The organism is Nocardia harenae NBRC 108248 (assembly GCF_001612885.1).
Taxonomy (GTDB): Bacteria; Actinomycetota; Actinomycetes; order Mycobacteriales; family Mycobacteriaceae; genus Nocardia; species Nocardia harenae.
This window is the reverse complement of the sequence record NZ_BDBH01000002.1, coordinates 441300-454856: the sequence shown is the minus strand read 5'-3', so window position 1 is coordinate 454856 and position 13557 is coordinate 441300. Positions and strand designations below refer to the sequence as shown.

8 protein-coding genes are annotated in these 13557 nt (G+C 70.6%); all 8 read left to right on the top strand.

From position 1 onward, the window contains the following. Positions 1–274: 274 nt before the first annotated feature. The 8 genes from dnaA to NH2_RS04945 all read left to right on the top strand — a co-directional run bounded on the left by dnaA (position 275) and on the right by NH2_RS04945 (position 13530). On the top strand, positions 275–2359 hold the full coding sequence (dnaA, locus tag NH2_RS04980) for a chromosomal replication initiator protein DnaA (protein ID WP_067648755.1): 2085 nt from the start codon (positions 275–277) through the stop codon (positions 2357–2359). 759 nt (positions 2360–3118) lie between these two features. After that, a complete protein-coding gene (gene dnaN, locus NH2_RS04975; RefSeq protein WP_067648752.1) occupies positions 3119–4294 on the top strand; it encodes a DNA polymerase III subunit beta in 1176 nt (391 codons plus the stop codon). Positions 4295–4341: 47 nt separating this feature from the next. Then, entirely contained in the window at positions 4342–5526 is a 1185-nt protein-coding gene (gene recF / locus NH2_RS04970) for a DNA replication/repair protein RecF (protein ID WP_067648749.1), read from the top strand. 280 nt (positions 5527–5806) lie between these two features. Further along, on the top strand, positions 5807–6400 hold the full coding sequence (locus NH2_RS04965) for a DUF721 family protein (RefSeq protein WP_067648745.1): 594 nt from the start codon (positions 5807–5809) through the stop codon (positions 6398–6400). 98 nt (positions 6401–6498) lie between these two features. Further along, complete coding sequence (locus NH2_RS04960) at positions 6499–7395, top strand: alpha/beta fold hydrolase (RefSeq protein ID WP_067648742.1); 897 nt, start codon at positions 6499–6501, stop codon at positions 7393–7395. Positions 7396–7695: 300 nt separating this feature from the next. Next, on the top strand, positions 7696–9738 hold the full coding sequence (gene gyrB / locus NH2_RS04955) for a DNA topoisomerase (ATP-hydrolyzing) subunit B (RefSeq protein ID WP_067648739.1): 2043 nt from the start codon (positions 7696–7698) through the stop codon (positions 9736–9738). Positions 9739–9812: 74 nt separating this feature from the next. Then, positions 9813–12314 (top strand): DNA gyrase subunit A, encoded by a 2502-nt coding sequence (gyrA, locus tag NH2_RS04950; RefSeq protein ID WP_067648736.1) that lies wholly within the window; start codon positions 9813–9815, stop codon positions 12312–12314. A 40-nt stretch (positions 12315–12354) separates the two neighbouring features. Beyond that, complete coding sequence (locus tag NH2_RS04945; protein WP_067648733.1) at positions 12355–13530, top strand: DUF3566 domain-containing protein; 1176 nt, start codon at positions 12355–12357, stop codon at positions 13528–13530. Positions 13531–13557 lie beyond the last annotated feature (27 nt).

The following is a 13557-nucleotide window of genomic DNA, read 5'->3' as shown; positions in this document are numbered from 1 at the left end:
CGGTAGCCACAGAAGTGCAGGTCCAGGCCCCGCAGCGGCGCTCACCGGGGCTTTTGCCTTCATCCCCAGGGTTCTCCACATCTGTGGATAGATTGTGTGGAAAGTCCGGCCGAGTGGCATATTCGTAGGGCCGACGGTGCCACGCCGCGGCCCGGACGGGGGATTCGGGCAGCTTCGAGCCGGCTTCGGATGTATGCGGGATCACGGGTGCGCACCCGCTCCGCCGCGCGTCCGGCCGTCTGCTCCACTCGACCGATTCCGGGGAGGCAATTGCATGGACGACGAGCAGAATGTGCTGGCCACCGTCTGGCCCGAGGTGGTCGCCGAGCTCACCGCCGGTTCGCCGGACGGCGCGATCGCGGCGGTCTCCCGCGCCCAGCAGGCCTGGCTCAAGCTCGTCAAGCCGCTGACGGTGGCGCAGGGTTTCGCGCTGCTGTCGGTGCCATCCTCGCTCGCCCAGGAGGCGATCGAGCGCGACCTGCGCGAGCCCATCCTGCGCTCGCTCGGCCGCAGGCTCGGGCCGCAGGTGGAGGGGCTCGGGGTGCGGATCGCGGCGCCCGCGCCCGGCGCCGCCGAACGCGCGGGCACCGGGGCGCGGCACGCCAGGATGACCTCGCGCCCGGAGGGCGAGCACGCCCGCACCGGCTACGGCAGGTACGAAGCCGCCGAGCCCGCCGAGCCCGCGCCGCGCGAGGAGTACCGCGGCGAGCCCGGCTACCAGGGCGGCGCCCGCTTCGCCGAACCCGGCTACCCGGAGGAGAACGAGTACGCGGGCGACACCGCCTACCGCACCCGGCCCGGCGGCTACGGCTACGCCGGCGAGCCGGAGGCGCCCGCCCGCTACCCCGGCTACGGCGAGCGCGGCGGCTTCGGCAGACAGCCCGAGGAGGAGCATGCCGAGCGCAGGCCGTTCCCCGGCGCCGATGACACCGGGTACGAGGACGGCCCCCGCTACGCCGAGCCCCGCTACTCCGAGCCACCCCGGTTCGGCGAGAGCGACACGCCGCGCGGGTACGACGGCGAGCGGCCGCGGCCCTACCCCGACGGCGAGCGCCGCGGCCGCGACGGCGACCAGCGCGGCTTCGACGGCGCGGAGAGCCCCTTCCGGGAGCCGGGCGCCGAGCGCAGGGACGGCGCGCGGGCGGGCCAGGACACGCTCTTCGGCGCCGACCTCCCCGGCCGCGGCTGGAGCCGGGACGACGACGAGGACGGCAAAGCGGCACCGCAGCCGGAACCGGTCACCGCGCCGGACGACGAGCCGGTGGTCCCGGTGCGCAATGCCTGGCCGACGTATTTCGCCAAGAGCCAGGAGAGCGCGACCCCGCCCTCCTCGGCGAGCCTGAACGCCAAGTACACCTTCGAGACCTTCGTCATCGGCGCGTCGAACCGCTTCGCGCACGCCGCGGCAGTGGCGATCGCCGAGGCGCCCGCCCGCGCCTACAACCCGCTCTTCGTCTGGGGCGCCTCCGGCCTCGGCAAGACGCACCTGCTGCACGCGGCCGGGCACTACGCGCAGCGGCTCTTCCCCGGCATGCGGGTGAAGTACGTCTCCACCGAGGAGTTCACCAACGACTTCATCAACAGCCTGCGCGACGACCGCAAGGTCGCCTTCAAGCGGCGCTACCGGGAGACCGACATCCTGCTCGTCGACGACATCCAGTTCATCGAGGGCAAGGAGGGCATCCAGGAGGAGTTCTTCCACACCTTCAATACGCTGCACAACGCGAACAAGCAGATCGTGGTCTCCTCGGACCGGCCGCCCAAGCAGCTGGCCACCCTGGAGGAGCGGCTGCGCACCCGCTTCGAGTGGGGGCTGATCACCGATGTGCAGCCGCCGGAGCTGGAGACCCGGATCGCCATCCTGCGCAAGAAGGCGCGGATGGACCGCCTCGATGTCCCGCACGACGTGCTGGAGCTGATCGCGAGCCGGGTCGAGCGCAATATCCGGGAGCTGGAGGGCGCGCTGATCCGGGTCACCGCCTTCGCCTCGCTGAACGGCCAGCCGCTGGACATCTCGCTGGCCGAGGTGGTGCTGCGCGACCTCATGCCGGACACCGCAGCGCTGGAGATCAACGCGGCGACGATCATGGCGGTCACCGCGGAGTACTTCAACACCACCATGGAGGAGCTCACCGGGCCGGGGAAGGCGCGGCCGCTCGCGCAGGCCAGGCAGATCGCCATGTACCTCTGCCGGGAGCTCACCGACCTCTCGCTGCCGAAGATCGGCCAGGCCTTCGGCCGCGACCACACCACGGTGATGTACGCGGAGAAGAAGGTGCGCAAGGAGATGACCGAGCGGCGCCGGGTGTACGACCAGGTGCAAGAACTCACAGCCCGAATCAAGCAGCGCTCGCGCTGATCCTTCACTAACACCTGTGCACTGCCCCTGACCAGGGGCAGTGCATTTTTTGTGCCTGTGGATTCCTCGAGGAATCCACAGGGAATCCTCGAGGAATCCACGGGGTTGTCCACCGATTCGTCCACAGGCTCGGCGCGGAGCTTCGGGAGCACTGTGCACAGGTGGGGAATCCCCAGTTTCCACAGGCGATTTCACTCCCAGGCGCTGAGCTGGGCAGATGCCGGTCAGCGCCCTGTGGATTCCTCGAGGAGTTCCTGTGGACTCCTCGAGGAATCCCAAGGTAGTCCACGGATTCCTGCACATGTGTGCACAACTGGGGTTCGATGGTGGAACAACCGGTGGATGACTCGAGGATGGATGGTGGACAACTTTCGCCCGTCCACAGCCGCCCCTCGTTCATCCTCGAGACACTCACCGTCCATCCCCACGGCACCACGCCGTCCCACCTGCGGAATCGCCTGGAGTCCACAGATTCCACAGGACCTACTACTGCTTCATTTCTCTTCTCAGAGAGATCTCTTTTGAAACAGGCTGTGTGGAAAACGGTGCGACGACCTCGCGGCCGGAGCGCGACGGGGAGCAGGGAGGCGGAGGCGGGGTTCGGGCGATATGCGCTCGACCGCGCGAGTACGGTTTGATGTCGGTCGCGTGTGCCAGACTGCGTGGGCAGCGATCGGGTCGCCCCGCCGAGCGCAGCCGCGGGTTCGCCGCACGCAGATCGACGGAACTGGACGCCAACGGGAGAGGACGGGTCAGGCGATGGAGCTTTCCGGCATGAAGTTTCGGGTCGCCCGCGAGGACTTCGCCGACTCCGTGGCCTGGGTGGCGCGCAGTCTGCCGTCCCGGCCACCGGTGCCGGTGCTCGGCGGCGTGCTGCTGGTCGCCGACGAGGACGGGCTGACCGTCTCCGGCTTCGACTACGAGGTCTCCGCGCAGATGCGGGTGGCCGCCGAGGTCGCGGGGCCGGGGCGGGTGCTGGTGTCGGGGCGGCTGCTCGCCGACATCACCAAGTCACTGTCGAACAAGCCGGTCGACGTCTCGCTGGACGGCACCCGGGTGCTGATCGCCTGCGGCAGCGCCAAGTTCTCGCTGCCGACCATGCCGGTGGAGGACTATCCCCAGCTGCCCGAGGTGCCGCAGCAGACCGGCTCGGTGGGGGTCGACGTGTTCGGCGCCGCCGTCGGCCAGGTGGCCGTCGCCGCGGGCCGGGACGACACGCTGCCGATGCTCACCGGCATCCGGGTGGAGATCGAGGGCGAGAAGGTGGTGCTCGCCGCCACCGACCGCTTCCGGCTCGCCGTGCGGCACCTGGAGTGGCAGCCGGCCCGCCCCGACGTCGAGACCGCGGTGCTGATCCCGGCGCGCACGCTCTCCGAGGCCGCCAAGACGCTCAGCGCCTCCGACGCGCCGGTGCAGCTCTCGCTCGGCTCCGGTGCGGGCGCGGACGGGCTGCTCGGCATCGTGAACGGCGGCAGGCGCACCACCACCCGGCTGCTCGACGCCGAATTCCCCAAGTTCCGCCAGTTGCTCCCCAAGGAGCACACCTCGATCGCCACGCTCGGCGTCGCGCCGCTCACCGAGGCGATCAAGCGCGTCGCGCTGGTGGCCGAGCGCGGCGCCCAGGTGCGGCTGGAGTTCTCCGCCGACGGGCTGCAGCTCTCGGCCGGCGGCGACGATGCCGGGCGGGCCGAGGAGTGGCTGGAGGCCGAGTTCCGCGGCGAGCCGCTGACCATCGCGTTCAACCCCGGCTACCTGGTCGACGGCCTCTCCGCGCTGCACGCTGAGCGGGTAACCTTCGGCTTCACCACGCCGAGCCGCCCCGCCGTGCTGCTGCCCGCGGCCGAGGAGGAGCCGCAGCCGTCCGAATCGGGGGCGTTCGCGGCCATCGAGAGCCCGTACACCTACCTGCTGATGCCGGTCCGGCTGCCGGGCTGAGCCGGGTGAGCGGAGCACTGCCCGGCCGTTCCCCGCGGGGGTAGCGGATGTTCGTGCGCGCGCTCTCGCTGCGCGACTTCCGCTCCTGGGAACAGCTCGATGTCGAGTTGTCCCCAGGCCGCACGGTGCTGCTCGGGGCGAACGGCAACGGCAAGACCAATGTGCTCGAGGCGGTCGGCTACCTTTCCACGCTCGCCTCGCACCGGGTCGCCGCCGACGCCCCGCTGATCCGCACCGGCGCCGAGCGCGCCCGGATCGGGGCCGCGGTGGTGAACGCGGGCCGGGAGCTGCGGATCGATCTGGAGCTGAACCAGGGCGCGGCGAACCGCGCGCAGATCAACCGCTCGCCCGCGCGCAGGCCGCGGGAGATCCTCGGGGTCCTGCACACCGTGCTCTTCGCCCCGGAGGATCTCGCGCTGGTGCGCGGCGACCCGGGGGAGCGCCGCCGCTTCCTGGACGAGCTGGCCACCGCCCGGCTGCCCCGGCTCGCCGCCGTGCGCTCGGACTACGACCGGGTGCTGCGGCAGCGCTCGGCGCTGCTCAAGACGGCGGGGCGGCAGGTGCGGTCGCGCGCCGACCTGAGCACCCTCGACGTCTGGGACGGCCACCTCGCCGCGCACGCATCGGTGCTGCTCGAGCACCGGCTGCGGCTGGTGCACGACCTGGCGCCGCACCTCGCCGGCTCGTACCGGGCGCTGGCGCCGGAGTCCAGGCCGGCCGCGATCGGCTACCGCAGTGGCTACCTGCCCGCCGAACTGCTCGATCCGGCCCGGCCACCGGCGGCCACCGACCGGGAGGAGCTGGAGGCGGTGCTGCTGCGCGAGCTCGCGGCGGCCAGGACCAGGGAGCTCGAGCGCGGGGTCTGCCTGGTCGGCCCGCACCGGGACGACCTGGAGCTGCTGCTCGGCGACGGCCCGGCCAAGGGCTTCGCCAGCCACGGCGAGTCCTGGTCGTTCGCGCTGGCGCTCCGGCTCGCCGCCTTCGACCTGCTGCGCGGCTCCGGGGCCGAGCCGGTGCTGCTGCTGGACGACGTCTTCGCCGAACTGGACCGGCGCAGGCGCGCCGCGCTCGCCGCGGTCGCGGCCGCCGCCGAGCAGGTGCTGATCACCGCCGCGGTGCCGGAGGACGTCCCCGCCGAACTGGATGCCACGCCATTGCGGGTGCACACCACCGGCGACCCGGAGAGCCGGATCTCCGTGCTCGCCGCGGACGCGGGCGCTGCCGTAGAGTGACACGGCGCGCGCAGCCATCGGATCCCGTTCCCCGTTCTCCCCGGCCGGTACCGGGAACCTGTGGAGAAAATTGGGACAACCCTCGCGGCGGCGACCGGGAAACCGCAGCTCGAGGCGCTCCGCAAGCCTTTCGAGCAGTGGAAAAACCTATCACGAACAGGCGTTCGACGGATGAGGTCAAGACTCGGTCACGGCGTGGCGAGCGCCGAGCAGCACCTGTGGATAACGTGCCAAAACTGGGGATAACTCCCCGCCGCAGCGGGGAAGGGAGGGGCGGGAGATGACCGATCCCGACGACCGGCCCGGCCCGTCCGCAGCGCCGTCACCAGCGCCGACGACCGGCCCGGACGGGGAGCCGGAGCTCCGCGGAATCGACCTCGCCCGGCGTGCGCTGGAGGAGGCGCGGGCCGCCGCGCGGGCCGCGGGCAAGTCGGTCGGGCAGGGGCGCGCGTCGCCGCGCCGGGCCGCCAGGCGCGCCGGCCGCAGGCGCAGCGGCTGGTCCGGCGCCAGGCCGGACGATCGCGACCCGCAGCTCTTCTCCGCCCTCACCGGCTCGCTGGTGCGCAGCCGCGGCTGGTCGGCCAAGGTCGCCGAGGGCGTGGTCTTCGGCCGCTGGGCCGGGGTGGTCGGCGAGGACGTCGCCGCGCACGCCACCCCGCTCTCACTGCGCGAGGGAGTGCTGCACATCCAGGCCGAGTCCACCGCCTGGGCCACCCAGCTGCGCATGCTGCAGAGCCAGATCCTGGCCAAGATCACCGCGGCGGTCGGCCCCGGCGTGGTGACCTCGCTGCGCATCGCGGGCCCCGCGGCGCCGAGCTGGCGCAAGGGCGACCGGCACATCAAGGGCCGCGGGCCGAGGGACACCTACGGCTGATCCCGTCGCCTTTACCTGATACTCGGTGTTACATTCAATCCCGACGAGCCGGCCCCGGTTTCACGTGGAACCGATCGTGCCCCGCGAAAGGATTGTCGATGGCCTTCCCCGCCGAACCCGCTCGGACCGTGCGCCGCGGCGACGTCGACCTGGCCGTATTCGAGACCGGCGACCCCGACGGCCCGCCGGTGCTGCTGCTGCACGGCTGGCCCGACACGCACACGCTCTGGGAGCCGGTCGCCGCCGAGCTGGCCCCGGACCATCGCGTCATCGCCTTCGACAACCGCGGCGCGGGGGCGAGCACCGCCCCCGCCGCGGTCTCGGATTACCGCATCGAGGAGCTCGCCGCCGACGTGCGCGCGGTGCTCGCCGCCAGCGCGCCCGGCGAGCGGGTGCACTTGGTCGGCCACGACTGGGGCGGCGTACTCGGCTGGGAGGTGGCGGCCGCGCCGGACGCCGAGTCCGCCATCGCCTCCTTCACCTGCGTCTCCGGCCCGAACCTCGACTACCTCGGCGCCTACCTGCGCGGCCCGCGCACCGTGCGCCGGGTGGCGGGCGCGCTGCGGCAGTCGGTGGCCTCGGCCTACACCGTCGCCTTCCAGATCCCGAAGCTGCCCGATCCGGTGCTGCGGCTGCTCGCCCCGCGCTGGCCCGCCTTCCTGGCGTTCTTCGACGGAATCGACGCCGCCCTGGTGACCCCGGCCCCGACCCTCGCGCGGGATATGGTGCACGGAATGCGGTTGTACCGGGCCAATATCCGGCGCAGGCTGCGCGCGCCGCGGCCGCGCCCGGTCGAGCTTCCGGTGCAGCTGGTGATCTCGACCGGTGACCGCGCGGTGCGGCCGGTGGTGCACGCCGAGGCGCCGAATTGGGTGCGCGACCTGCACACCGTCCGGCTGGCGGGCGGGCACTGGACCCCGCTCTCGCACCCGGCCGAGCTGGCCGCCGCGGCCGCGGGATTCATCGCCGGGGCGGGCGCCGCGCGGGTGCGCTGAGCCGGGCACTCCGCACTGGCCCCTGATCGCCCGGAGATGCCTTTCGGAGCCTCCGGTGGCGGACCGGTCCCGCCGAATTCCGATTTCTCCGCTCCTGGAAGCTCTCAGGGGTGTCGCAGGTACCGCGTATGTCGGCCCTACCAGTAGGATGGTGAAGTAACCAGCGGCGAGGCGCTCGGCTCGATCGGCACCGCCACCCGTGGATCGGCGTGATCTCTCCCCAACCGCACCGGTCGGGGGCCACGTGTGCGCGAGCCGGGCGAGAGGCCGGGATCAGCAAGTAAGGAGAGCTACCGACCAGTGGCTGCCAAGGACTCCAACGCATCGAGCTCGACAACGGGCAAGCAGGACTACGGTGCCTCCTCCATCACGGTGCTCGAAGGGCTGGAGGCGGTCCGCAAGCGCCCTGGCATGTACATCGGCTCCACCGGTGAGCGCGGCCTGCACCACCTCATCTGGGAGGTCGTCGACAACTCGGTCGACGAGGCGATGGCCGGGTACGCCAGCAAGGTCGAGGTGACCCTGCTCGCCGACGGCGGCGTCGAGGTGGTCGACGACGGCCGCGGCATCCCGGTGGAGATGCACGCCCAGGGAGTCCCGACCGTCGAGGTCGTCATGACCCAGCTGCACGCGGGCGGCAAGTTCGACTCCGACTCGTACGCGGTCTCCGGCGGTCTGCACGGCGTCGGCATCTCGGTGGTGAACGCGCTCTCCACCCGGGTCGAGGTGGAGATCGATCGCGACGGCTCCCACTGGAGCCAGACCTACAAGGACGCCTCGCCCGGCAAGCTGATCCAGGGCGACGCCACCTCCGCCACCGGCACGACGGTGCGGTTCTGGGCGGATCCGGAGATCTTCGAGACCACCGACTACAACTTCGAGACGGTCTCGCGCAGGCTGCAGGAGATGGCGTTCCTGAACAAGGGGCTGACCATCAAGCTCACCGACCAGCGGGTGACCGCGGAGCAGGTGACCGCGGACGAGGCAGGTGACACCGCGGAGGCGCCGAAGCAGGCCGAGGAGGCGGCGGCCGAGCAGACCGAGCACAAGGTCAAGACCAGGACCTACCACTACCCCGGTGGCCTGGAGGACTTCGTCCGGCACATCAACCGCACCAAGCAGCCGATCCACAACTCCGTCGTCGGCTTCACCGGCAAGGGCACCGGGCACGAGCTCGAGGTCGCCATGCAGTGGAACTCCGGCTACTCGGAGTCGGTGCACACCTTCGCCAACACCATCAACACGCACGAGGGCGGCACCCACGAGGAGGGCTTCCGCGCGGCGCTGACCACGGTGGTGAACCGGTACGCCAAGGACAAGAAGCTGCTCAAGGAGAAGGACGGCAACCTCACCGGCGACGACATCCGCGAGGGGCTCGCCGCCATCGTGAGCGTCAAGGTCGGCGAGCCGCAGTTCGAGGGGCAGACCAAGACCAAGCTGGGCAATACCGAGGTCAAGTCGTTCGTGCAGAAGACCTGCAACGAGCACCTGCAGCACTGGTTCGAGGCGAACCCGGCGGACGCCAAGACCATCGTGCAGAAGGCGGTCTCCTCGGCGCAGGCGCGGGTGGCCGCGCGCAAGGCGCGCGAGCTGGTGCGCCGCAAGTCCGCCACCGACCTGGGCGGGCTGCCGGGCAAGCTGGCCGACTGCCGCTCCAAGGATCCGCAGAAATCCGAGATCTACATCGTGGAGGGCGATTCGGCCGGCGGCTCGGCCAAGTCCGGCCGGGACTCCATGTACCAGGCGATCCTGCCCATCCGCGGCAAGATCATCAATGTCGAGAAGGCGCGCATCGACCGGGTACTCAAGAACAACGAGGTGCAGTCGATCATCACCGCGTTCGGCACCGGCATCCACGACGAGTTCGATATCGCCAAGCTGCGGTACCACAAGATCGTGCTGATGGCCGACGCCGACGTGGACGGCCAGCACATCTCGACGCTGCTGCTCACCCTGCTCTTCCGCTTCATGCGGCCGCTGGTCGAGCACGGCCACGTCTACCTGGCCCAGCCGCCGCTCTACAAGCTCAAGTGGCAGCGCGGCGAGGCCGAGTTCGCCTACTCCGACCGGGAGCGCGACGGGCTGCTGGAGGCCGGGCTCGCGGCGGGCAAGAAGATCAACAAGGACGACGGCATCCAGCGCTACAAGGGTCTCGGCGAGATGAACCCGAAGGAGCTGTGGGAGACCACCATGGATCCCAGCGTCCGGGTGCTGCGCCAGGTGACCCTGGACGACGCGGCCGCCGCCGACGAGCTGTTCAGCGTGCTGATGGGCGAGGACGTCGAGGCCCGCCGCAGCTTCATCACCCGCAACGCCAAGGACGTCCGCTTCCTCGACGTGTGATGCGGTGACGCGCCGCCGCCCGGCGGCGGCGCTCCCGTGTCCGCGCACGTCAGCCCAGCAAGGAGACTTCCCGCATGACCGACACCACGCTGCCACCGAACGGCGCGGGCGACCGGATCGAACCGGTCGACATCCAGCAGGAGATGCAGAACAGCTACATCGATTACGCCATGAGCGTGATCGTCGGCCGCGCGCTGCCCGAGGTGCGCGACGGCCTGAAGCCGGTGCACCGCCGGATCCTCTACGCGATGTACGACAACGGCCACCGCCCAGACCGCGGCTACGTGAAGTCCGCCCGCCCGGTCTCCGAGACCATGGGCAACTACCACCCGCACGGCGACTCGGCCATCTACGACACCCTGGTCCGGATGGCCCAGCCCTGGTCCATGCGGTACCCGCTCGTCGACGGCCAGGGCAACTTCGGCTCACGCGGCAACGACGGCGCCGCCGCCATGCGCTACACCGAGTGCCGCCTGACGCCGCTGGCCATGGAGATGCTGCGCGAGATCGACCACGAGACGGTCGATTTCGTGCCGAACTACGACGGCAAGACGCAGGAGCCGGTGGTTCTGCCGAGCCGCGTGCCGAACATGCTGATGAACGGCAGCAACGGCATCGCGGTCGGCATGGCGACGAACATTCCGCCGCACAACCTCACCGAGCTCGCCGCCGCCATCTACTGGGCGCTGGAGCACCACGACGCCGACGAGGAAGCCACCCTCGCCGCCTGCATGGAGCGGATCAAGGGCCCCGACTTCCCGACCGCCGGGCTGATCGTCGGCACCCAGGGCATCCACGACGCCTACACCACGGGCCGCGGCTCCATCCGGATGCGCGGCGTGGTGGAGATCGAGGAGGACAACCGGGGCCGCACCACGATCGTCATCACCGAGCTGCCGTACCAGGTCAACACCGACAACTTCATCAACGCGATCGCCGAGCAGGTCAAGGACGGCAAGATCGCGGGCATCTCGGATATCCACGACGAGTCGTCGGACCGGGTCGGGCTGCGCATCGTGGTGACGGTCAAGCGGGACGCCGTCGCCAAGGTGGTGCTGAACAACCTCTACAAGCACACCCAGCTGCAGACCAGCTTCGGCGCCAATATGCTCTCGATCGTCGGGGGCGTGCCGCGCACGCTGCGCCTGGACCAGATGATCCGGTTCTACGTGAACCACCAGATCGAGGTCATCATCCGGCGCACCAAGTACCTGCTGCGCAAGGCCGAGGAGCGGGCGCACATCCTGCGCGGCCTGGTCAAGGCGCTGGACGCGCTGGACGACGTGATCGCGCTGATCCGCAGGTCGGCCAATACCGACACCGCGCGCACCGGGCTGATGCAGCTGCTCGACATCGACGAGATCCAGGCCACCGCCATCCTGGACATGCAGCTGCGCAGGCTCTCGGCGCTGGAGCGGCAGAAGATCGTCGACGACCTGGCCAAGATCGAGCTCGAGATCGCCGACTACAAAGACATCCTCGCCAAGCCGGAGCGGCAGCGCGCGATCGTCCGCGACGAGCTCACCGAGATCGTCGACCGGTACGGCGACGACCGGCGCACCCAGATCGTCTCGGCCGACGGCGACGTCGCCGACGAGGATCTGATCGCCCGCGAGGACGTCGTCGTCACCATCACCGAGACCGGCTACGCCAAGCGCACCAGGACCGATCTCTACCGCAGCCAGAAGCGCGGCGGGAAGGGCGTGCAGGGCGCCGGGCTCAAGCAGGACGACATCGTCAAGCACTTCTTCGTGACCTCGACGCACGACTGGCTGCTCTTCTTCACCAACAAGGGCCGGGTGTACCGGGCCAAGGCGTACGAGCTGCCGGAGGCCAACCGCACCGCCCGCGGCCAGCACGTGGCCAACCTGCTGGCCTTCCAGCCGGACGAGAAGATCGCCCAGATCATCCAGATCACGACCTACGGCGACGCGCCGTACCTGGTGCTCGCCACCAAGAACGGCCTGGTCAAGAAGTCGCGGCTGGCCGATTTCGACTCGAATCGGAGCGGCGGCATCGTCGCGGTGAACCTGCGCGACACCGACGAGCTGGTCGGCGCGGTGCTCTGCTCCGCCGAGGAGGACCTGCTGCTGGTCTCGGCGCAGGGGCAGTCGATCCGCTTCGCCGCCACCGACGAGGCGCTGCGCCCGATGGGCCGGGCCACCTCCGGCGTGCAGGGCATGCGGTTCAACGCCTCCGACGAGCTGCTCTCGCTGAACGTGGTGCGCGCGGGCACCTACCTCCTGGTGGCGACCTCGGGCGGCTACGCCAAGCGCACCGCCATCGAGGAGTACACCGCGCAGGGCCGCGGCGGTAAGGGGGTACTGACCATCCAGTTCGACGCCAAGCGTGGGACGCTTGTCGGGGCACTCATCGTCGACGACGACGACGAGCTCTACGCGATCACCTCCGTCGGGGGCGTCATCCGGACGGCGGCTCGGCAGGTCCGCAGGGCGGGCAGGCAGACCAAGGGCGTGCGATTGATGAACCTGGGCGAGGGCGATACCTTGCTTGCAATCGCACGCAATGCCGACGAGCCCGATCAGGTCGAAGACCTCGGTTCCTCCCAGCAGTAGTCCTCACAGCGGCGGCACAGAACGGACCCAAGGAATCCCATTGACCACTCCGAATCAGCCGAACGACGAGCGCCATCAGACGAACGGCGTGACCGAGCGGATCGCACCGTCACCCATTCCGCCGCGCCCGATCCCGCGTCCGGGAGGCGAGAACGGAACGGATGCGCCGGGCAATGGTCAGGGACAGGCGCCCTCCGCGCCGGCTCCGGGGCAGGGTCCGCAGAGCAAAGGTCCGCAGGGCGCGCCGGGCCAGCTGCCGCAGCGGCAGCCGGGCAGTTCGAATCCGGCTGCCGCACAGGGGCAGCCGAGCCGGCCGCAGGGCAACGGGGAGCGCGCACCCGAGACGCCGAAGACCGGTGACCAGGAGACCGTCCGGCTCGGCGGGAACTCCAAGGGGCAGGACAGCGGGCCTGGCACCGGCGGCCAGCAGGCGTTCAAGGACGGCGGCTGGGGCCAGCTGCCGCAGCGCGAGCCGCAGTCGAACCTGCCGCAGCGCGAGCCGCAGTCCAACCTGTACCGCCCGGGGCAGGCGCCGGTCACCGGCCGCCCGTCCGGGTCGGGCGGGCTCAGCGGCGGCGTCACCAATGCCCGCACCACCGCCGACCTCGCCGCCAAGGCCGCCCGCAAGGAGGCGGCCATGACCAAATCGGTCGGCATCGACGGCCCGACCCGGAGCATCTCGCGGCCGGAGCTGGTCAAGGACATGCCGGATCTCTCCGACATCCGGCACCCGCTGCCCCCGCAGCAGCAACAGCAGCAGCCCGACCAGGCGCTGCCGTACTACACCCCCGGCCAGCAGCAGCCGCCGATCTCGCCCTCCGCCCCGGTCGCCGTAGCGGCGGCGGTGCAGGCGGGCGAGCCGCTCCGCGCCACCGTGCAGATCCGCCGGATCGACCCCTGGTCGACCCTGAAGATCACGCTGGTCATCAGCGTCGCCATGTTCTTCGTGTGGATGCTCGCCGTCGGCCTGCTCTACATCGTGCTGGAGGGCATGGGCGTCTGGGAGCGGCTGGACACCACGCTCGGCGACATGGTCTCCCAGGAGGGCGGCTCGGCCAGCTTGATCGACGCGGGCACGGTCTTCGGCTACGCCGGCGTCATCGGGCTGGTGAACGTGGTGCTCTTCACCGCGCTCGGCACGGTCGGGGTGTTCATCTACAACCAGTGCTGCGACCTCGTCGGCGGCATCCAGGTGACGCTCGCCGACCCGGACTAGACCACATCGGCTGGTAGCGCCTCGTAC

What these genes read in the sequence shown, in the direction of transcription:
- dnaA (WP_067648755.1), top strand. Translation starts at nt 275, where the DNA reads ATGGACGACGAGCAGAATGTGCTGGCCACCGTCTGGCCCGAGGTGGTC.
- dnaN (WP_067648752.1), top strand. Translation starts at nt 3,119, where the DNA reads ATGGAGCTTTCCGGCATGAAGTTTCGGGTCGCCCGCGAGGACTTCGCC.
- recF (WP_067648749.1), top strand. Translation starts at nt 4,342, where the DNA reads ATGTTCGTGCGCGCGCTCTCGCTGCGCGACTTCCGCTCCTGGGAACAG.
- NH2_RS04965 (WP_067648745.1), top strand. Translation starts at nt 5,807, where the DNA reads ATGACCGATCCCGACGACCGGCCCGGCCCGTCCGCAGCGCCGTCACCA.
- NH2_RS04960 (WP_067648742.1), top strand. Translation starts at nt 6,499, where the DNA reads ATGGCCTTCCCCGCCGAACCCGCTCGGACCGTGCGCCGCGGCGACGTC.
- gyrA (WP_067648736.1), top strand. Translation starts at nt 9,813, where the DNA reads ATGACCGACACCACGCTGCCACCGAACGGCGCGGGCGACCGGATCGAA.